This window comes from Pseudomonas sp. Z2-11 (assembly GCF_054161305.1).
Map to the genome: position 1 here is coordinate 80,188 of NZ_CP096395.1, position 21,038 is coordinate 101,225.

General features: G+C 62.1%; 17 protein-coding genes. 10 read left to right on the forward strand and 7 right to left on the reverse strand.

Features of this window, described 5'->3' with window-relative positions; all coding sequences use genetic code 11:
• Positions 1-168 precede the first annotated feature (168 nt).
• The 6 genes from M1E16_RS00360 to M1E16_RS00385 all read left to right on the forward strand — a co-directional run bounded on the left by M1E16_RS00360 (position 169) and on the right by M1E16_RS00385 (position 8,008).
• Positions 169-2,202: an ABC transporter permease subunit gene (locus M1E16_RS00360; RefSeq protein ID WP_434631563.1), complete on the forward strand. Its 2,034-nt coding sequence runs from the start codon at positions 169-171 to the stop codon at positions 2,200-2,202.
• 15 nt (positions 2,203-2,217) lie between these two features.
• On the forward strand, positions 2,218-3,888 hold the full coding sequence (gene pstA / locus M1E16_RS00365; protein WP_458128926.1) for a phosphate ABC transporter permease PstA: 1,671 nt from the start codon (positions 2,218-2,220) through the stop codon (positions 3,886-3,888).
• A 142-nt stretch (positions 3,889-4,030) separates the two neighbouring features.
• The gene (gene pstB / locus M1E16_RS00370) at positions 4,031-4,864 is read left to right on the forward strand and encodes a phosphate ABC transporter ATP-binding protein PstB (RefSeq protein ID WP_305497678.1); all 834 of its coding nucleotides are present in this window, start codon (positions 4,031-4,033) and stop codon (positions 4,862-4,864) included.
• 113 nt (positions 4,865-4,977) lie between these two features.
• Positions 4,978-5,739 (forward strand): phosphate signaling complex protein PhoU, encoded by a 762-nt coding sequence (phoU, locus tag M1E16_RS00375; protein ID WP_072397242.1) that lies wholly within the window; start codon positions 4,978-4,980, stop codon positions 5,737-5,739.
• Between the two features lie 166 nt (positions 5,740-5,905).
• On the forward strand, positions 5,906-6,865 hold the full coding sequence (locus M1E16_RS00380) for a response regulator (protein ID WP_458128927.1): 960 nt from the start codon (positions 5,906-5,908) through the stop codon (positions 6,863-6,865).
• A 246-nt stretch (positions 6,866-7,111) separates the two neighbouring features.
• Positions 7,112-8,008 carry a peptidoglycan DD-metalloendopeptidase family protein gene (locus M1E16_RS00385; RefSeq protein WP_434626772.1) on the forward strand — a complete coding sequence of 299 codons (897 nt, stop codon included), beginning with the start codon at positions 7,112-7,114 and terminating at the stop codon, positions 8,006-8,008.
• Positions 8,009-8,155: 147 nt separating this feature from the next.
• Here the strand turns inward: M1E16_RS00385 and M1E16_RS00390 are convergent, their stop codons facing one another.
• From M1E16_RS00390 to phoB, 3 genes are all read right to left on the reverse strand, one after another.
• Positions 8,156-9,496 carry a hemolysin family protein gene (locus M1E16_RS00390; protein ID WP_186611377.1) on the reverse strand — a complete coding sequence of 447 codons (1,341 nt, stop codon included), beginning with the start codon at positions 9,494-9,496 and terminating at the stop codon, positions 8,156-8,158.
• 123 nt (positions 9,497-9,619) lie between these two features.
• Complete coding sequence (gene phoR, locus M1E16_RS00395) at positions 9,620-10,906, reverse strand: phosphate regulon sensor histidine kinase PhoR (RefSeq protein WP_434631561.1); 1,287 nt, start codon at positions 10,904-10,906, stop codon at positions 9,620-9,622.
• Between the two features lie 81 nt (positions 10,907-10,987).
• On the reverse strand, positions 10,988-11,677 hold the full coding sequence (gene phoB / locus M1E16_RS00400) for a phosphate regulon transcriptional regulator PhoB (protein WP_003177195.1): 690 nt from the start codon (positions 11,675-11,677) through the stop codon (positions 10,988-10,990).
• A 152-nt stretch (positions 11,678-11,829) separates the two neighbouring features.
• Here phoB and M1E16_RS00405 point away from each other — a divergent pair, with 152 nt between their 5' ends.
• Positions 11,830-12,213: a COG4315 family predicted lipoprotein gene (locus tag M1E16_RS00405; protein WP_434696286.1), complete on the forward strand. Its 384-nt coding sequence runs from the start codon at positions 11,830-11,832 to the stop codon at positions 12,211-12,213.
• 155 nt (positions 12,214-12,368) lie between these two features.
• On the opposite strand, the gene ubiA is transcribed toward M1E16_RS00405, so the two are convergent.
• A complete protein-coding gene (gene ubiA, locus M1E16_RS00410) occupies positions 12,369-13,259 on the reverse strand; it encodes a 4-hydroxybenzoate octaprenyltransferase (protein ID WP_458128928.1) in 891 nt (296 codons plus the stop codon).
• On the reverse strand, positions 13,259-13,864 hold the full coding sequence (locus tag M1E16_RS00415; RefSeq protein WP_434570566.1) for a chorismate--pyruvate lyase family protein: 606 nt from the start codon (positions 13,862-13,864) through the stop codon (positions 13,259-13,261). Before M1E16_RS00415 ends, ubiA begins: the two co-directional genes overlap by 1 nt.
• Before the next feature lie 134 nt (positions 13,865-13,998).
• On the opposite strand from M1E16_RS00415, the gene M1E16_RS00420 reads away from it, so the two are divergent.
• From M1E16_RS00420 to M1E16_RS00430, 3 genes are all read left to right on the forward strand, one after another.
• Positions 13,999-14,166, forward strand: coding sequence for a rubredoxin (locus tag M1E16_RS00420; protein ID WP_003177199.1), 168 nt, complete (start codon positions 13,999-14,001; stop codon positions 14,164-14,166).
• A gap of 24 nt (positions 14,167-14,190) precedes the next feature.
• Positions 14,191-15,339, forward strand: a complete 1,149-nt coding sequence (locus M1E16_RS00425; RefSeq protein WP_458128929.1) for an NAD(P)/FAD-dependent oxidoreductase — start codon at positions 14,191-14,193, stop codon at positions 15,337-15,339.
• Between the two features lie 191 nt (positions 15,340-15,530).
• Positions 15,531-15,806, forward strand: a complete 276-nt coding sequence (locus M1E16_RS00430; protein WP_065758133.1) for an HU family DNA-binding protein — start codon at positions 15,531-15,533, stop codon at positions 15,804-15,806.
• Between the two features lie 112 nt (positions 15,807-15,918).
• On the opposite strand, the gene M1E16_RS00435 is transcribed toward M1E16_RS00430, so the two are convergent.
• Entirely contained in the window at positions 15,919-16,536 is a 618-nt protein-coding gene (locus tag M1E16_RS00435) for a hypothetical protein (RefSeq protein ID WP_434654365.1), read from the reverse strand.
• Between the two features lie 5 nt (positions 16,537-16,541).
• Positions 16,542-20,948 carry an RHS repeat-associated core domain-containing protein gene (locus M1E16_RS00440; protein ID WP_458128930.1) on the reverse strand — a complete coding sequence of 1,469 codons (4,407 nt, stop codon included), beginning with the start codon at positions 20,946-20,948 and terminating at the stop codon, positions 16,542-16,544.
• Positions 20,949-21,038: the final 90 nt, after the last annotated feature.

The following is a 21,038-nucleotide window of genomic DNA, read 5'->3' on the forward strand; positions in this document are numbered from 1 at the left end:
CGCCGCATCCGCGCGCTCAAGGATCGCCTCACCCGTTGGTACGTGCTGGTTGGCGGCCTCGCCGTCCTCGCCGCCATTACTTTGATTTTTTTCTTCCTGGCCTACGTGGTACTGCCGCTGTTCCAAGGCGCGGACCTGACCGCCAAGGACTCGATTACCCCTGCCTGGATGCAAGACGCCGGCAAGCCGCTGATGATCGCCATCGAAGAACAGAACCAGGTGGCGATGCGGGTTTCGGACAAAGGCGTGGCGCTGTTCTACAACCTCGACAGCGGTGCCGAACTGCGGCGTGTCGACCTGCCGATCCCGGCCGGCGCCACTGTGACGTCCATCGGTGAAGATCAGCCCGGCAGCCCGCTGGTGGCGATCGGCTTGTCCAATGGCCAGGCCCTGGTGTTCCGCCACACTTATAAAGTCAGCTACCCCGACGGCAAGAAAACCATCTCTCCGGCCATCGAATACCCTTACGGTGAAGCGCCGATCGCGTTGAACGAGCAGGGCGCGGCCCTGGAGCATGTCAGCCTCAACGCTACCGATTCGACGTTGCTGCTGGCTGGCTCCAGCGGCGCGCAGCTCTATGTGCTGTCGCTCACCAGCGAAGAAAACATGATGACCGGTGAAATCACCAGCGAGCAGACGCGTATCGATCTGCCGCAGATGACCGAGCCGGTAAAAAACATCTTCGTCGACCCGCGCCAGCAGTGGCTGTATGTGGTTAACGGGCGCGCCCAGGCCGATGTGTTCAGCCTGCGGGACAAGAGCCTCAACGGTCGCTACAAGCTGCTCGAGAACGCTGACGCCCAGGTCACCGCCGTTGCCCAGTTAGTCGGTGGCATATCGCTGATCATCGGTGATTCCAAGGGCGGCCTGGCCCAGTGGTTCATGGCTCGCGATCCGGACGGCGAGCTGCGTTTCAAACAGATTCGTACCTTCCAGATGGGCAGCGCGCCCATCGTCGAGATCAGTGCTGAAGAGCGTCGCAAGGGTTTCGTTGCGCTCGACGCCGCCGGCAAGCTTGGCGTGTTCCACAGTACTGCCCACCGCACCTTGCTGGTTGACCAAGTAGTCGATGGCCAAGGCCTGTTCGGCATGTCGCCACGGGCCAACCGCCTGATCGTGGAGCAGGGCGGCAAGCTGCAACCGCTGGTCCTGGAAAACCCACACCCGGAAGTCTCGTGGAGCGCCTTGTGGAGCAAGGTCTGGTACGAAAACTACGATGAGCCCAAGTACGTCTGGCAATCGACTGCCGCCAACACCGACTTCGAACCCAAGCTGAGCCTTTCGCCGCTGACCTTCGGCACCCTGAAAGCGGCGTTCTACGCGATGCTTCTGGCCGCGCCGCTGGCGGTTGCCGCCGCGATCTACACCGCCTACTTCATGGCCCCGGGCATGCGCCGCAAGGTCAAGCCGGTGATCGAGCTGATGGAGGCGATGCCGACGGTGATCCTCGGTTTCTTCGCCGGTCTGTTCCTGGCGCCGTACGTCGAAGGGCATCTGCCGGGCATCTTCAGCCTGCTGATGTTGCTGCCGATCGGCATCCTGGTCGCCGGTTTCGCTTTCAGCCGCCTGCCGGAATCCATTCGCCTGCGGGTGCCGGACGGCTGGGAAAGTGCCTTGCTGATCCCGGTGATCCTGTTCGTCGGCTGGCTCTCGCTGTACATGAGCCCGTACATGGAAGCCTGGTTCTTCGGCGGCGACATGCGCATGTGGATCTCCCATGACCTGGGTATCACCTACGACCAGCGCAACGCCCTGGTGGTCGGCCTGGCGATGGGCTTCGCGGTGATCCCGAACATCTATTCCATCGCCGAAGACGCCGTGTTCAGTGTGCCTCGCGGCTTGACCCTGGGCTCGCTGGCCTTGGGCGCCACCCCATGGCAGACCATGACCCGCGTGGTCATCCTCACCGCCAGCCCGGGCATCTTCTCGGCGCTGATGATCGGCATGGGCCGGGCGGTGGGCGAGACGATGATCGTGCTGATGGCAACCGGCAACACCCCGGTGATGGAAATGAACCTGTTCGAAGGCCTGCGCACCCTGGCGGCCAACGTCGCGGTGGAGATGCCCGAGTCGGAAGTCGGCGGCAGCCATTACCGCGTGCTGTTCCTGTCGGCCTTGGTGCTGCTGTTGTTCACCTTCGTCATGAACACCCTCGCCGAGCTGATCCGTCAGCGTCTGCGCAAGAAATATTCGTCGCTTTAAGAAAGGTAGAAGTCTGTGAAACAGAACTCCCTGAAAGGATGGTTCAAGAGCGGCGCCCCGGGCGTCTGGATCAGCGGTGGCGCGGTGTCCATCGCGGTCATCATGACCATTGGCCTGTTGGCGGTGATTGCCGTGCGCGGCCTCGGCCACTTCTGGCCGGCCGACCTGATCCACGCCGGCTACAACGTACCGGGCATGCCGGCGCACCTGGTGGTCGGCGAAGTCGTACAGAAAGAAGAAGTGCCTCGCGAGCGCCTGAAAAGCGCTGGCCTGCCGGTGCCGGACGAAGGCCCGGAGTTCATGACCCGCGAACTGGTCAAGGTCGGTAACCGGGATCTCAACGGCACCGATTTCACCTGGATCGTCGGCGACTGGCTGAGCAACCAAACGACCCCGCCGGAGCTGATGGCTCTGGAGCGACGTGAGTGGGGCAACTTCTACGGCTACCTGGTCAACGTCAAGGAACAAGGCAAGGTCATCGCCGAGGGCGAAGCCGCCTGGCCGCAGTTGCAGGCGCGTATCGAGCGGGTCAATCAACTGGCCGACGAACTCAAGACCCTGGAAAAAGTCGATATCGGCGCGATCAACGCCGGCCTCGAGCGCATCCGCCTGCACGGTCGCAAGCTGGAGCTGGACGGCAAGCTCGACGCCGCAGCCCAGGCTGACCTGGAAAGCGAACGCGCCGAACTAAACGCCCGCTACAAGGACATCGAAGCGCGCCTGACCGACCTGCATGCGCAGTTCAACCGCGACAGCCTGACGGCCCGCGATGCCAACGGCAAGGAAGTGGAAATCGAGATCGGCAAAGTGGTGCACGCCTACCAGCCAAACGGCATGGGCACGTTCACCAAGATGGGTTTCTACTTCAGCAAGGTCTGGGAGTTCCTCAGCGACGATCCGCGTGAAGCCAACACTGAAGGCGGGATCTTCCCGGCGATTTTCGGCACTGTGATGATGACCCTGATCATGGCGATGATCGTCACGCCGTTCGGCGTGCTGGCAGCGGTCTACCTGCGTGAATACGCACGCCAGGGGCCGATGACCCGCCTGATCCGCATCGCGGTGAACAACCTTGCAGGCGTTCCGGCCATCGTCTACGGCGTGTTCGGGCTGGGTTTTTTCGTCTATGTGCTGGGCGGCTCGGTTGACCGGCTATTCTTCCCCGAGGCTTTGCCGGCACCGACCTTCGGCACGCCGGGCCTGCTCTGGGCTTCCTTGACGCTGGCGCTGCTGGCCGTACCGGTGGTGATCGTGGCCACCGAGGAAGGCCTGGCGCGGATTCCGCGGACCGTGCGTGAAGGTTCCCTGGCACTCGGTGCAACCAAGGCCGAAACACTGTGGAAAATCGTCCTGCCGATGGCGAGCCCGGCGATGATGACCGGCATGATCCTCGCCGTGGCCCGTGCCGCCGGCGAGGTAGCGCCGCTGATGCTGGTGGGCGTGGTGAAACTGGCGCCGTCGCTGCCGCTGGATGGCAACTACCCGTACCTGCACTTGGACCAGAAAATCATGCACCTGGGCTTCCATATCTATGACGTCGGCTTCCAGAGCCCGAACGTCGAAGCAGCCCGGCCATTGGTCTACGCCACGGCGTTGCTGCTGGTGCTGGTGATCGCGACCCTGAACCTGTCGGCGGTGTGGATCCGTAACCACCTGCGTGAGAAGTACAAGGCACTGGATAGTTGAGGGTCTGTGGGAGCGAGCCTGCTCGCGAAGCTTTTGGCGGCCTCAAGGCCCCCTTCGCGAGCAGGCTCGCTCCCACATTGGAATTTCATGGGGTCGCCACACAGGCGTTCCGAACCGAATTTGTTAGCACAGGGAGCCTCCCATGCAACACGAAGCACCTACACACGGCATCAACATGTCGGCCCTGGGCCGCGACAAGCAGAGCCTGAACCTGGCTCAGGAAACCGTCGCCATCGAAGTGCCCGGCCTGAACCTGTTCTACGGTCAGAAACAGGCGCTGTACGATGTCAGCCTGAACATCCCGAAACAGCGCGTCACCGCGTTCATCGGTCCGTCGGGCTGCGGCAAGTCGACCTTGCTGCGCACCTTCAACCGCATGAACGATCTGGTGGACGGCTGCCGCGTCGAAGGCGAAATCAACCTCTACGGCAACAACATCTACCGCAAGGGCGAAGACGTTGCCGAACTGCGTCGTCGCGTGGGCATGGTGTTCCAGAAGCCCAACCCGTTCCCCAAGACCATCTACGAGAACGTCGTCTACGGCCTGCGGATCCAGGGCATCAACAAGAAGCGCGTACTCGATGAAGCCGTGGAGTGGGCACTCAAGGGCGCGGCGCTGTGGGATGAGGTCAAGGACCGCCTGCACGAATCGGCGCTGGGCCTGTCCGGTGGGCAGCAGCAGCGTCTGGTGATCGCCCGCACCATCGCCGTGGAGCCGGAAGTGCTGCTGCTCGACGAACCTTGCTCGGCACTCGACCCGATCTCGACGCTGAAAGTCGAGGAACTGATCTACGAGCTCAAGTCCAAGTTCACCATCGTCATCGTGACCCACAACATGCAGCAGGCGGCGCGGGTGTCCGACTACACCGCGTTCATGTACATGGGCAAGCTGGTGGAATTCGGCGACACCGATACCCTGTTTACCAATCCGGCCATGAAGCAGACCGAGGACTACATCACGGGTCGCTACGGCTAGCCGTAGAGCCGCAAGCTTCAAGCTACAAGCGGCAAGTAAAGGCGGTTTGAGTAACGACACATATCAGCTTGCAGCTTGAAGCTTGCAGCTCACAGCTTTTGCGGAGCAAAACCATGATTTCGAAGGAAGGCCTCACCCACCACATTTCCGCGCAGTTCAACGCCGAGCTGGAAGAGGTGCGCAGCCACCTGCTGGCCATGGGCGGGCTGGTGGAAAAGCAGGTCAACGACGCGGTGACCGCGCTGATCGAGGCTGACTCCGGTCTAGCCCAGCAAGTGCGCGAGATTGATGACCAGATCAACCAGATGGAACGCAACATCGACGAAGAATGCCTGCGCATCCTGGCCCGTCGTCAGCCTGCGGCTTCCGACCTGCGCCTGATCATCAGCATCTCCAAGTCGGTGATCGACCTTGAGCGGATCGGCGACGAAGCCACCAAGATCGCTCGTCGCGCCATCCAGTTGTGCGAAGAAGGCGAAGCGCCGCGCGGTTACGTCGAGGTTCGCCACATTGGTGACCAGGTGCGCAACATGGTCCGCGATGCGCTGGACGCCTTCGCCCGTTTCGACGCCGACCTGGCGCTGTCGGTGGCCCAGTACGACAAGATCATCGACCGCGAGTACAAGACCGCCCTGCGCGAGCTGGCGACCTACATGATGGAGGACCCGCGTTCGATTTCCCGGGTGTTGAGCATCATCTGGGTGCTGCGTTCTTTGGAGCGTATCGGCGATCATGCACGCAACATCTCGGAACTGGTGATCTACCTCGTGCGTGGCACCGATGTCCGGCACATGGGGCTCAAGCGGATGAAGGAAGAAGTTGAGGGCACCCCGTCCGAAACCGCTAATGTTCCCGGTCAAACTGACGATAAGTAAGATTGCCAAGAAAAGCGCCCGGCCTTCTGGTCGGGCTTTTTTTTGCGGTTTTTTTAATCAAAAGCAGCACCCCGCGAACGAAAAGTCCCGGCGTGACTGAAGGTTTTTGGCGATGTGCCATCAGTAAGGCGGTATGCTTGCCGGGATTTTTTAGAGGTGTATCTGGATGAGTAAGGTCAGTGTGTTGGTCGTGGACGATGCTTCGTTCATTCGTGACTTGGTGAAGAAGTGCCTGCGCAACTACTTCCCAGGCATCCGCATCGAAGACGCGGTGAACGGCAAGAAAGCCCAGGCCCTGCTGGCCCGTGAAGCGTTCGACCTGGTGCTGTGCGACTGGGAAATGCCAGAAATGTCCGGCCTGGAATTGCTGACCTGGTGCCGCCAGCAGGACAATCTCAAGGGCATGCCTTTTGTGATGGTGACCAGCCGTGGCGACAAGGAGAACGTGGTCCAGGCGATCCAGGCCGGCGTTTCCGGCTACGTCAGCAAACCCTTCACTAACGAACAGTTGCTGACCAAGGTCAAGCAGGCCTTGAACAAGGTCGGCAAGCTCGACACGTTGATGAACAGCGCCCCGACCAAGATGAATTCGGCGTTCGGCAATGATTCGCTCAGTGCCCTGACCGGCGGCAAGGCCGCTCCGGTTGCAGCGGCTGCGCCAGCGGCGAACCCGTTTGCCAAGCCCGCTGCCGCGCCTGCACCCGCTGCGGCTGCGGCTGCCGCTCCGGCGGCACGCGGCTTGCTCAACAGCCCGCCCGTCAAGGCACCTGCCGCGTCCGCACCCACTGCCAATCGCGGCCAAGGCCAGTTGCGCCTGTCAAGCGGCACCCAGCAATGCGTGATCAAGGCCCTGAGCCTCAAGGAAGCGTTGCTGGTGGTCAAGCGCACCGACATCCTGCCGCAAGTGCTGGAGAGCTCGGTGCTGGACATGGAGCAGGGCGACAACGCCGAAACCGCTCGTCTGAACGGCTACCTGCACGCCATCGTCGCCCATGAGCAAACCCCTGACAGCGAATGGCTGCAACTGACCTTCCGCTTCGTCGACAAAGACCCGCAGAAACTCGACTACATCTCCCGCCTGATCGCCCGCGGCACGGCGCAGAAGCACTTCGTACCGGGCGCCTGATCTGGCGGCGCCCCTCAGTCCGCTTTCGCGAGCAGGCTCGCTCCCACAGGTTTTTTGTAGGGCACAGATTTGTGTGGCCTGCACAAATCACTGTGGGAGCGAGCCTGCTCCGGGCGGCGATCCGACGAAAAGGCCATCAGCTTCAACCCGACCGCCGATCCAATTTTGAAACATCCGTCGACTACGCTGGTCCATCCCAGCTGCTAGGCTGCTTTGCAGGCCTTCATTTCGACAGAATTCTTGCCCATGCTCGTGCCGTTGCTGTTCGCCTGTGGTCTTGTCCTGGCCGCCACCCCGGCCTTGGCGATGACCATCTACAAATCCACCGACGCCAATGGCGTGGTCTCCTACAGTGACCGCCCCAGCAAAGGCTCCCAGGTGTTCGTATTTCGTGATCGCATGGTCGAGCGCCTGGAGCGCCAGGTGTTTCTCGACATCAGGAAGCAGAAGGGCGCGGACGCGGTGTACGTGCGCAACGACCTTTATGCCCCGGTGGAAATCGAGCTGAGCTTCGCCGGGTTGCGCAACGTCAGCGGGGCGCCGAGCCGGCCGATCCGCCGCGTGCTGCCGGCGCGCAGCAATCTGCGCCTGGCGCTGCTGACGGCCACTCGGCCCGGCAGGCCTCTGGCTTATACCCCAAGGTTCGAATACTCCCTGGGCGACCCCGCAGGCACGGCGCAAGCTTATCGCTATCCGTTGCCCTGGCGTGGCGGGCCTTTCCGGTTGAGCCAGGGCGCCAACGGCCAATACAGCCATTACGGCCCGAAGAACCGCTACGCCATGGACATCGCGATGCCCGAAGGCACGCCGATCATCGCGGCGCGGGGCGGCGTCGTGGTCAAGACCGAGAACGAGCAGACCGGGCGCGGCACCGACCCTGCCGGCAACTTTGTGCGGGTGCTGCACGATGACGGGACCATGGGGGTCTACCTGCACCTGCAGAAGGGCTCGGTGAGCGTCCAGGAGGGGCAGCGGGTCGTGGTGGGCACGCCGCTGGCGCTGTCAGGCAATACCGGCAACAGCTCCGGCCCGCACCTGCACTTCGTGGTGCAGCGCAACACCGGGCTGGGGCTGGTGTCGATTCCCTATCAGTTCAACCAGCCGGTGGGTGACTTGCCCAACTTTGCGTTGGGCAAGCAGTAGCTGTGTGCGGAGGCTTTTCGTGGCGAGGGAGCTTGCTCCCGCTCGGCTGCGAAGCAGTCGTCGCTTTTGGGGTCGCTTCGCGACCCAGCGGGAGCAAGCTCCCTCGCCACAGTGGGTTATGCCTTCAACTTGCGGGCAGATCGACACTCAATCGAGCATCAACACCTTCGCCAGGATGATCTTCGGCCCTTTCATCTTCTTGATGATGATCCGCAGGCCTTCGACTTCCAGCACTTCTTCCTCTTCCGGCACCCGTTTCAGGGTTTCGTAGACCAACCCTGCCAGGGTTTCCGCTTCGATGTGGTCCAGGTCGATGCCCAGCAGGCGCTCCACCTTGAACAGCGGGGTGTCGCCGCGCACCAGTAGCTTGCCCGGCTGATAGGCAAGGATGCCGCGCTCGGCCTTGCGGTGTTCGTCCTGGATATCGCCCACCAGCACTTCCAGAACGTCTTCCATGGTCAGGTAGCCGATGATATTGCCGTCGGCTTCTTCGACCACGGCGAAGTGCGAACCGCCCTTGCGGAACTGCTCCAGCAGCTGCGACAACGGCATGTGCCTCGATACTCGCTCCAGCGGGCGGGTCAGTTCCGCCAGGTTGAACGATTCGGGGATGTGGTCCAGGGCCGCCAGTTCCAGCAGCAGGTCCTTGATGTGCAGCAGGCCGACGAATTCCTGGCGCTCGCTGTCGTACACCGGATACCGGCTGAACTTGTGGCGACGGAACATCGCCAGGATTTCCTTGAGCGGGGCGTTGAATTCCAGCGTTACCAGGTCTTCCCGGGAGTTGGCCCAGTCCACCACCTCCAGCTCGCCCATTTCCACGGCGGAGGCCAGCACGCGCATGCCTTGGTCGCTCGGGTCCTGGCCACGGCTGGAGTGCAGGATCAGCTTCAACTCCTCGCGGCTGTAATGGTGTTCATGATGCGGGCCGGGCTCACCCTGGCCGGCGATACGCAGGATCGCGTTGGCGCTGGCATTGAGCAGGTAGATCGCCGGGTACATGGCCCAGTAGAACAGGTACAGCGGCACGGCCGTCCACAGCGACAGCAGTTCCGGTTTGCGGATCGCCCAGGATTTGGGCGCCAGCTCGCCGACCACGATGTGCAGGTAGGAAATGATGAAGAACGCGGTGAAGAACGACACGCCCTTGATCACTTCCGGCGACTGGACGCCAACCGCGCCCAGCAGCGGTTCGAGAATGTGCGCGAACGCCGGCTCGCCGACCCATCCCAGCCCCAGGGAGGCGAGGGTGATACCCAACTGGCAGGCCGAGAGATAGGCGTCGAGCTGGCTGTGGACGGTGCGCAGGATATGTCCGCGCCAGCCGTTCTGCTCGGCGATGGCCTCGACCCGGGTCGAGCGCAGCTTGACCATGGCAAATTCGGCCGCAACGAAAAAACCGTTGAGCAAGACCAGGATCAGAGCAAAAAGAATCATGCCGAATTCGGCGAAGAGTGTAGCGAGGGACAAGCCAGGGGAAGGGTCCATGATGGAGTTTTGCAGGTTCCGTATGTTCGTATGATGGGAAATTCAGTGCCTGAAAAGGCAGGCACAAGTCAGCCAATGTAGCGGCTGACCGGGCGATTGCCTAGTGGGGAACGCCCGCCGGCGTCATTCGTCGTGGCTGGAGTGCCGTCCGCGGACCACCTGCGCCGGGGTGAAATGGCAGGTAAACGTACTGCCATGGCCGGGCACGCTGCTGATTTCCATGCGTCCACGATGGCGCAGCAGCACATGCTTGACGATTGCCAGACCGAGCCCGGTTCCGCCAGTGTTGGAGTTGCGGCTGGAGTCGACCCGGTAGAACCGTTCGGTCAGGCGCGGCAGGTGCTTGCTATCGATGCCGATGCCGGAATCGCGCACGCTCAGGTGTGCGCCTTGTTCATCGCCCCACCAGCGCACATGGATCCGCCCTTGTTCAGGCGTGTATTTGACCGCGTTGAACACCAGGTTGGAAAACGCGCTGCGCAGTTCCGCCTCGCTGCCCTTGAGTTGTACGGTCGGGTCTGCTTCAAGCGTGATGGACTGCTGCTTGGGGCCGGACAACTCCTGCGCATCTTCGGCAATGACTTGCAGCAGGTCCTCGATGGGCACCGGCTGGTTGTCCGAGGGATAGTCGGTGGCTTCCAGCTTCGCCAGCAACAGGAGGTCGTTGAGCAGCGTCTGCATGCGTCCGCCCTGCTGCTGCATCTGTTGCAAGGCACGGGTCCAGCGCGGGTTCACCTCCTCGACATTGTCGAGCAGGGTCTCCAGGTAACCGCAGATCACCGTCAATGGCGTACGCAGTTCATGGGATACGTTGGCGATGAAATCCTTGCGCATCTGTTCCAGTTGATGAATGCGCGTCACGTCGCGCACCAGCATCAGGTGTTCGTTGTTGCCATAGCGGGTGATGTACAGCTGGATGCGCAGCCGATCATTGGTGGGCGACGGGATTTCCAGCGGTTCGGCGTAATTGTCTTGCTCGAAATATTCCTTGAAGCGCGGATGGCGCACCAGGTTGGTCACCGGCTGGCCGCTGTCCTGTGGCGTCTTGAGGCCCAGCAGGGTTTCTGCGGCGCGGTTCCACCATTCCAGGTTGCCGTCGCTGTCGAGCATGATCACCGCGTCTTTGAGCGCGGCGGTGGATTCCTGGACGCGGTCGATCACCGCCTGCAGGCGGCCGCGAACGCGCTGGTCGCGCCGTTGCAGGTGGTAGATGCTGTCGAACACCTCGCCCCACAAGCCGTAGCCGTCGGGCGGGGCCTCGTCGGGTTGGTGCAGGCGCAGCCACTCGTGCAGGCGCAGCAATTGCTTGAGGGTCCAGGCCAGGTAAAGCGCCAGGCCCACGGCCAGGCTCCAGCCGTAGTAGCCGGTGATCAGGCCGATCAACAGGCAACCGGTCACCAGCAACAACATGTGGCGGATCAGGGTGCCATGCCAGTTTTGATTCACTTGAGCGCGCGTCCTTGTCAGCTTGTCGGGCGGTAAGGGCTCGGGTCAGGCCTTTGTCGAAAAACGATAACCGGTGCCGCGCACGGTTTGTACCAGATTCTCATAGGCGTCGCCGAGGGCTTTGCGCAAGCGCCGGATGTGCACATCCACGGTGCGCTCCTCGACATACACGTTGCCGCCCCAGACCTGATCCAGCAGCTGCCCACGGGTGTAGGCGCGCTCCTGGTGCGTCATGAAGAACTGCAACAGGCGATATTCGGTCGGGCCCATCTCGGCGGGCTTGCCGTCGATGGTCACGCGGTGGCTGATCGGGTCCAGCAGCAGGCCGCCAACTTCGATCGGCGCTTCGCCATCGGTCGGCCCGGCACGACGCAGCACGGCCTTGAGGCGCGCCACCAGCTCCCGAGGGGAAAACGGCTTGGTGATGTAATCGTCGGCACCGACTTCCAGGCCCTGGATCTTGTTGTCTTCTTCGCCCTTGGCGGTGAGCATGATGATCGGGATGTCACCCGTCAGCTCATCGCGCTTGAGACGCCGCGCCAGCTCGATGCCGGAGGTGCCTGGCAGCATCCAGTCCAGCAGGATCAGGTCGGGCTTGCGATCGACGATGATGGCGTGGGCCTGTTGAGAGTTTTCTGCTTCCATGCAGTCATAGCCGGCCATCTCCAACGCAACGGCGATCATCTCGCGGATGGGCGCCTCGTCGTCGACGATCAGAATGCTCCTGCCAACCATGGGGTAATCCTCTTGTCATTTAACTGTCTTGCGCCGCATTAGATAACGGAATTATTGCAGTCGTGTGACAGTTATTTCCCCGGACGGCAGCAGAGGCGATCTTGGGCTAGGCTTTTGGGTCCGAATCCTGACAACTGCAAAGGAAGGTTTCCATGGCTTATTACATTCAATCCATCAAGGCGTTGGGGCTGGTGGCTGCGCTGGCGTTGCCAGGAATGGCGCTTGCGGCTGGCGAACCGGCTATGGTCAAGGATGGCGTGCTGGTCGATCACAAGGGCATGACGTTGTACACCTACGACAAGGACGACGGAGGCAAGTCGGTATGCAACGATAAATGCGCCGAAAACTGGCCACCGCTCAAGGCTGAAAGCACCGCGACTCCTGCGGGCGAATGGACCGTGATCACCCGTGACGACGGCGCGTCACAGTGGGCCTATGACGGCGATCCGCTGTACACCTTCGTCGGCGACAAGAAGGCAGGGGATAAGACCGGTGACGGCAAGGGCGGCGTCTGGAAAATCGCCAAGCCCGACTGACCAGCACCAAACCGCTCTTCGTGGCGAGGGAGCTTGCTCCCGCTGGGCTGCGAAGCGGCCCCAAAAATCTTGCGGTCGCTACGCAACCGAGCGGGAGCAAGCTCCCTCGCCACAGGGTTCTTCTTCATCCCAAACCCAGCGCTCGGCCACAGAACTCATCGCAACCCGTAATCCAGCACAATCCCGACAAAAATCGCCAACCCGGCCCAATGGTTGTGCAGGAACGCCTTGAAACAGCGCATCCGGTCCTTGCCGCGGGTGTACCAGAACTCCCAGGCAAAGCACGCTGCGGCGGCCACGAGACCGAGATGGAACCAGCCCCCCAGCTTGAACTGAGCCCCGGCCAGCAGCAGGCAGCCCAAGGCCAGGCCTTGCAGTGTCAAGATGATCACCCGATCGGCATCGCCAAACAGGATCGCCGTGGATTTCACGCCAATCTTCAGGTCGTCGTCCCGGTCGGTCATCGCGTAGTAAGTGTCGTAGCCCACCGTCCACAGCAGGTTGGCAATGTACAGCAGCCATGCGGCGGCCGGCAGATGGCCGGTTTCGGCGGTGAAAGCCATCGGCATGCCCCAGGAAAACGCCGCGCCCAGCACCACTTGCGGGTAATAGGTGTAGCGCTTCATGAACGGGTAACTGAACGCCAGCGCCAGTCCGCCCAAGGACAACAGAATCGTCGGCGCATTGGTGCACAGGACCAGCAGGAAACTCACGCTCATCAAGACCGCGAAGAACACCAGGGCTTCCTTCGAGCTGATCTTGCCGCTCACCAACGGGCGCTGCTCGGTGCGTTTGACGTGGCCGTCGACCTTGCGGTCGGCCCAGTCGTTGATCACGCAACCGCCGGCACGGGTCAGCACTACGCCCAGCACAAAAATCAAGATATTGGCCAGGGACGGCGAGCCTTCGCCGGCAATCCACAGCGCCCACAATGTCGGCCACAGCAACAGGTAGATGCCGATGGGCTTGTCCATGCGGGTCAGTTGCACGAAGTCCCAGGCCCGCGGATTGAGGCGGTTCAAGGATTTGAGCAGTTGCACGTACATCAGCAATTCTCCGAATAGGCGCGAGCGACGGTCCACAGCGGCGGCAGGAAAATCTCCGCCACCAGCACGCTCAACGCACCGCGATCGAAACGCGAGCGACGGCCCCACAACGCGTGGGCGCGAACCTCGGGTGGCAACCATTCGCTCGGGTAATGGCACACCTCGATCGCCCGGCGCTGGAATGCCTGGTCACAAAAAAGCAGCTCGCCCAAGGAGCGGCTGCCCAGTGCGTCCATCTGCAAACCGTCGCCCTGCAACGCGCTGCGTGCCGCCACGCTGCGGGCGAACACCCAAGGCTGGCCATGACCGCGCAGGTAGACTTCGCGCACCCAGCCTTCGCTGCCCTCGGCCAGGTCCAGCGCGGCACACTCGTCGGCGCGCAACGGCTGCCAGCCCTCCAGCAGCGGTGTCACGCTGAAGTGGTCATCCGACAGGCCTGTAAGGCGCCGGGTCAGGGAGCCCTGGTCGAACAACCAGTCGAGCACGCAGGCATCGGGACGGGGCGACAGCAGGTGCTGGGGAAGCCATCGAAGTGTAGGAAATATCGAATTTGTAGGCGGCACAAGGGTCTTGAATGGCAGCGAATGAGGCCGCGAGCTTACCATGCCGGTCGGCGATTTTGGCCGAGCCAGGGCGCCGCTGCGCCGATCCCGCTTGCATCTGTCGCGACCGATCAGTACAAAACGGCCCTGAGCCGGAAAATACCGGCCAAGGCCTGACATCTTGAGGAAGTATCGGAATGAAAAAGTGGCAATGTATCGTCTGTGGCCTGATCTACAACGAAGCTGACGGCTGGCCCGACGATGGCATCGCGCCCGGCACCCGCTGGGAAGATGTGCCGGCGGACTGGCTGTGCCCGGACTGCGGCGTCGGCAAAATGGATTTCGAAATGATCGAAATCAACTGATCGTTTCATCAAACGGAGAGCAACATGAGCGCACCTGTCGTCATCGTCGGTACCGGCCTGGCTGGCTATAACCTGGCCCGGGAATTTCGCAAGCTCGACAGCGAAACCCCGTTGCTGCTGATTACCGCGGACGACGGCCGCTCCTACTCCAAGCCGATGCTCTCCACGGGGTTCGGCAAGAACAAGGACGCCGATGGCTTGAGCATGTCCGAGCCGGGCGCCATGGCCGAGCAGTTGAAGGCCGAAGTGCGCACCCACACGCGCATCAGCGGCATCGACCCGGGCCACAAACGCCTGTGGATTGGCGAGGAAGCGGTGAGTTATCGCGATCTGGTCCTGGCCTGGGGCGCTGAAACCGTGCGCGTGCCGGTGCAGGGCGATGCGGCGGACCTGATCTTCCCGATCAACGATCTCGAAGACTACGCACGTTTTCGGGCCGCCGCCGCTGGCAAGCGCCGGGTGCTGCTGCTCGGTGCCGGCCTGATCGGCTGCGAATTCGCCAACGACCTGGTCCTCGGCGGCTACGAAGTGGAACTGGTGGCCCCCTGCGAGCAAGTCATGCCGACGCTGCTGCATCCGGCCGCTGCCGCAGCCGTCCAGGCCGGGCTGGAAAGCCTCGGCGCACATTTCCACTTGGGGCCGGTGCTCAACCGTCTGCAACGTGTGGCCGACGGATTGGAGGCGCATCTGTCGGATGGCCAGGTGATTCCCTGCGATCTGGTGGTCTCGGCCATCGGCCTGCGCCCACGCATCGACCTGGCGGCTGCCGCCGGGTTGGTGGTCAATCGCGGCGTGGTGGTTGATCGTCAGTTGAAAACTTCCCACGCCAATATCTACGCTTTAGGCGATTGTGCCGAAGTCGATGGCTTGAACCTGCTCTACGTCATGCCGCTGATGAGCTGCGCCCGCGCCCTGGCCCAGACCCTGGCTGGCAACCCGACCGCTGTCAGCTACGGCGCCATGCCGATCACTGTGAAAACCCCGGTCTGCCCGCTGGTGGTATCGCCGCCACCACGGGGCAGCGAAGGCGCGTGGAGCATCGAAGGGGAGGGCGCCGACATCAAGGCCCTGTGCCGCGACGCCCATGGCAATCTGTTGGGCTACGCCCTGACCGGTACGGCGGTGATGGAGAAACTGGCGCTGAACAAGCAGCTTCCGGCACTGCTGGCGTAAATACTGGTCGCTCTGTCGCATATGCCCTGCTTTTCCGGCCACAAACGCCCGCCGGACACTGGCGCCGGTTGCGGCCCCGTGCCATCCTCACTCCGGTCTGCCGCAGAGTAGAGCCTGCGGCGCCTTAGGGGTTGTTCCGAAGAGAACAGCACGGACATAACAACAAAAAAATCGTCAAAGGGGCTTCATTCATGCGTAAACCAGAACTCGCCGCCGCCATTGCGGAAAAAGCGGACCTCACCAAAGAACAAGCCAACCGCGTCCTCAACGCTGTTCTCGAAGAAATCACCAGCGCCCTGCATCGCAAGGACAGCGTTACTCTGGTCGGCTTCGGCACCTTCCTGCAACGCCACCGCGGCGCCCGCACCGGCAAGAACCCACAAACCGGCGAGCCGGTAAAAATCAAGGCCAGCAACACGGTTGCGTTCAAGCCAGGCAAATTCCTGAAGGACAGCGTTAACCCATAACTGCGCCGACTACCTCGGTCGAGGAAGCAAGCGGCAACAAAAAGGCATACCGATGAAGTCGATATGCCTTTTTTACGTCCGTAACAAACCCCATGGTCAGGAAGCTTTAGCCCTAGCCCAGCAGTTTGTTCGCAAGCGCCAGGTCGAACTGCTTGTTTCCGAATATTGATTTGGTCGCCAGAGCTTTCTTGAGCACATCTGAATCCAGACCCAGACCGTTTTTTTGCGCTGCAAAGAGAATCGTCAGGAACGGGAATGCGTAGTTGTCAGGCTCGGCCAATACATCATCAATCAATGCAGGCATGCCGAGAATGCAGTGCTCTGCCTTGGACAGGTAAAACTTTTCGAGCCGTTCGCTTATTTTGTTGACGGTTGCGCTGAGGGTCTGGGGAGACGGGGTTCTGATGATGCCTCCCAGTTCGTCACCGAATTGTTTCGTCTCTTCCGACAAGGAACTCTTCGACAAAAATGACGCGTTCAACAACCGACTCTGGTAAGGCGGCGATTGCTCTTTGCAGAAGCTGAAAGCCTCGCATGCATGGATCTCCAACCCAGCGTAATAACCATCGGCTTTGGTCAGGTGCTGAATGTAGATTTCCCCAAGCTTTTCCTTGGCTTTGAACAGACCAATTTTATTTTTGCTGGCCTTCAGATCCAGGTGTGGTGACGTTGTGTTTTTCAGCGTCGCCAGTAACTCCACTTCCACATTTTTGCGAATTTCTTGGCTCATGGTAATCACTTGTAAATTAAAAGATTGAAGGTGGCATTGTGCTGTGCGCCTTTGCCGCCTAGCGGTACGCCAGGCTTGCCTTTGGTATCAACCTTGAACGATCCCTTCGTGCCGGCGGACGGTTTGATCGTGCCCCCACCCAGATGTTGCGTAGTGTTGGCCGGCTTGGTCATGTCAAAGACTTTTGAATCGGTCTGGTTGGGGGTCAGTTTCCCGGTGCCGTGCTTGACTTCAAATACGTGCAGTTTTCCACGTTGGTCTCTGGCGACAAAGTCGGCGCGAATACGTTTACCGTTGACCTTCATGGTGACTTCCTCCGCGACGATCTTGAACTTGTTGCGTTTGAGATCGTTGATCGCCTTGGTTCGGCCTTTATTGCCACTGACTGCGCTTCGGCAAGCCCATCCCCATGGATCGATCCAGGTCAGGGGGTTTGGTGCATATTGGTAAAGGTTCAATCCTCCCAGCCACCCGATCGGATCCGGCGTGGTAAACCGCCCTATATCCGGATCATAAAACCTGAACGTATTGAAATGCAGCCCGGTTTCCCGGTCCAGGTACTGCCCCTGGAACCGCAGGTTCTGCTCTTCGATGTAATACGGTTCGCGAACCTCCTCAAGCGTGTTGCCCCACACCCGATACGTGGCCTGCCAGACGGAGTGCCCATCGGCTTCGGTAAGTTGTTCCGGCAAGCCGTTGAGGTCGTTGTGGTAGTAGCGGATCTTTTGCAGCGGGCCGCTGCCGTCGACGCGGGCCAGCGGCTCGTAGCCGTCGTCTTCGTAAAGATAGAGGCTGGTTTGCTGGTGGCGATGTTCCTGCAGCAGGCGCAGCCCGTCCCAGGTGAAGCGGGTTTCGCCCAGCGGGTAGCCGTGGCTGTCGTGCTCGGCTTTTTCGATGCGCCGGCCCAGCGGGTCGTAAGTCATCCTGACTACGCTGCCGTTGTCGTTGCGCACTTCGATCAAACGGCTTTCGGCATCGTAGGCGAAGCGTTGCAGGCCGCGGGTGGCGCTGCGTTTCTCGATCAGCCGGCCGAAAGCGTCGTAGCGGTAGCGCTTGTCCTGATAGGTCAGCAGCTTGTTGTGCACCACCAGTCCGGCGCCGGGCGCCGGGCCGTCCAGCAGGTTGGCGGCGGCGTCGTAGGCAAAGGTCTCGCGCTGGCCGTGCAGGCTGTCCTGGCTGGCGATGATGCGACCGGTGGCGTCGTAGTGCAGCAACTGGCGCTGCTGAGTGGCGGGTTGCTGGTCGAGCTTGCCAATCAGGTTGTCGGCGGGGTCGTATTCAAAGTGTTTCTGCACCGCCGCCGGCAGCAGCGCGGGCTGACTGCTGTGGCGACGTTGACGGGCGCGCAGGCGGCCGCTGCGGTCGTATTCGCTGCGGGTGCTGATTTGCCCTTGGGTGCGCAGCACCTCGCGATGCAGGCGATCGCGTTCGAAATCGCTGATGACCTGGCCGTCGAGGTTGATCTGGTGCAGGTGACCGCTGCCGTAGTACAGCCGATTGACCCAGCGGCCATCGGGCAGTTGGCTCTGGATCAGGTTGCCGAGTTCATCGTAGTGGTGCCGGAGGCTGCCGGCGGCGCTGTTTTCGGCGAGCAGCTGGCCGAGGGCATCGTAGGCGAAACTCAGGGACTGCGCGGCGCCTTGCAGGTCAGTGAAGGTAACGGCGGTGAGCTGGTCCAGCGGATCATAGGTATATTCGGTGCGGCCATCATCGGTGACTTTGGCGATCAACCGGCCCGCGGCGTCGCGTTCCAGACGGTGGACGACAGGCGCCGGTGATGTTTCGGGAACCTGCGCCAGGCCGCTGCCGTGAGCCGCCGGAACAGCCGTCACCCGCGCAACGTTGTCCAGCCGGTCATAAGCGTAGCGCTTGGCGCTGCCATCCAGGTCCTGCTGTTCGACCAGCCGATCCGCGGCATCCCAGGCGAACCGATAGCTTTCGCCGTTCTCGTTGATCAGCGCTTGCAGCCGGCCGAAGCTGTCGTAGGCAAACTGCACCTGCCGGCCCTGGGCGTCGATGCGTTGGCGCACCTGGCCGCGGCGGTTGTGCTGGTAATGCGTGGTGTGCCCGGCCGGGTCGGTGTGGCCGGTGAGCTGGCCGGCGCTGTCGCGCTGGTAGTGCTCGGTGCGACCATCCGGCAACTGGCTGCCGAGCAGGCGCCCTTGGGCGTCGTAACTGAATCGGGTGCGCTCGCCGAGGGCGTCGGTGAGGGTCTGCAGATAGCCGCGCGGGTCATAACTGAAACGCGTCGGGTAGCCCGAGCAGTCGATGTGTTCCACCAGTTGCCCGAACGGGTTCCAGCGCAGCTTCTTGCTCTTGCCGGTGGCGTCGATGATTTCCACCACCTGGCCGTGGGTGTCGTAACGGTAGCGGGTGACCTGGCCCAGCGGGTCGGTTTCGGCGACACAGTTGCCGCGCTGATCGTAGCGGTATTTCCAGCTGTTGCCGGCGGCATCGGTTTCCACCAGTGGCAGCGCCCAATGCTCGAGCCAGAGGGTAGACTCGCTGCGGCCCAGTGGGTCGGTTTCGCCGATCAGGTTGCCGGCCTCGTCGTAACTGAAATGGTACTGGCCGCCTTGCGGGTCGGTGGCGCTGAGCAACTGGCGTTCGTCGTTCCACTCGAACGACCAGGTCTGGCCGAGATTGTCGGCGAACCGGGTGATCTGGTGCTGGCTGTTCCAATGCCGGATGCTGATGCGTTGCAGGCTGTCGGTGATACGCGTTATGCCGGCCGTGAGGTCATAGTCGAACTGGTAGGCGTCGCCTTCGTCAGTCCAGTGGCGGACCACGCGCCACTCCTGGTTTTCGATCAAGGCCCATTCGTAGAAGCAGCGCAGGCCGGCAGGCAGTTGATGTTCGACCATCCGCTGCCCGGCGTCGTAGCTGAACCGCCGCTGCACCTGGCCGCCAGCGTCGCGCACTGCGGTGAGATTGCCCGCCGCATCGTAGGCGTAGCTGACCAGCACTTCGCGCTGCTGGTCGGAGTAGAGGCGTTCGATCCGACTGACGCGTTCGTTTTCACGAGTCAGCTCGACCTGGAGCAAATCAAACGTATCGCGCAGCCGCACCAGGCGGCCTGCTTCGTCATAGTCGAGATGGATGCGATTGTCGTTGCGGTCACCCAACTGGCTCAAGCGCAGCCGCGATGAGTTTCCAGGCGTCGGTTCGAACAAACGGTACAAACCGTCGTCGCTTTCGATCAGCAGTTGTCCGCTCACATGGCGCCGCACTGCGAGGCCTTCGCCGGGGCTGAACACCGCGCCGCCCAACGGGATCGAGCCCATGTCGATGGGGCGGGCCTGTTCGTCGGTATACAGCAGGGTCTCGCCGCCGTCGGGGTGGGGCAGGATGTCGACCTGAACCTCGTAGGAAACGCTCCAGCCGGCGCCGAACAATCCGTCGCGGCGTTCGTCACGGCTGTTGTAGAAACGCTGCCAGTCAATCGGCAGGATGCCAGGCAACACGAAGTCCAGTTCTGCATCGCCGCCCAGCACCTTGGCCCCCGTGGCAGCATGCACCGGGTTCGACGAGCCCATGGCGGCGTTGGCCGCGGCATTGGCCGCGCTGCTCGCGGCCATGGACACCGCGCCGCCCACCAGCATGCAGGGCAACTTGCTGAAGAACTTGCCCTTGCCGCCCTTGAGCATCAGCAGTGCCGTGACGGCCAGCCCCACGCCCGGCGTCTTGCCGCTGCGGATCTCGCGCACCACCACCGAGCCACCGCCAATGGTGACGTTGGGCGAAATCAGCCCGGACGACACGACCTTGGCATCGCAAGTACTACGGTCGCCGCTGCGCACGGCGGGCTGGCCGTTGATGGTGACCTTGCCCGAGCCCTCGGCCATGAACTGCGGTGGCATTGGCGGGTGCTTGGTACACAGCACCAGGTCTTCCGGCTTGGGCACCGCGCCCGGCGCGGGCGTGGCGACGGTGGGGCGCCACATCTGCGAAAAGAACGCCCCGGCCATGTCCAGGTAGCTGGGCTCTTCTTCAGGCTCAGGGGCTTCGAGCTCCGTACCGGCGGCGGCAACGTGAGACTCGATTGCCCCGGCCGCACGGGCCGCGCGAATGTTGTTGGTGAAGGTATCGTCGGAGCCGGTGAGGATGTTGGCCTGCACCGTGGGCGGGAAAAGGGCGTTGCCGATGCCCTCGCATATATTGCTCAGGCCCCTGTCGGCTCCGGTCTTGCTCATCGCCAGGCCAACCACGGTGCCCACCACCAGGCCGAGCACGAAGCAACCCAGCCCGCCGGTAACCACGGTAATGCCCGTGGCCGCGACCACCGCGGCGGTCGCCAGGGCGGTGATCGCAATATTCGCCGCCACCTCCAGTACGCCGCCAAGTATGTCGGCCATCATTGAGGTGTGGTCCAGCGCGTCGCCCAGGCGGGCGGCCCAGAGCGCATCAGACATGCCGCGGGCTCATGCGCGCGGAGCGTTCGACAGCTATGGTTTCAAGCGATATGAAGCCTTCCATTGCGCCCCTTCCCTGTGGGTGATGGC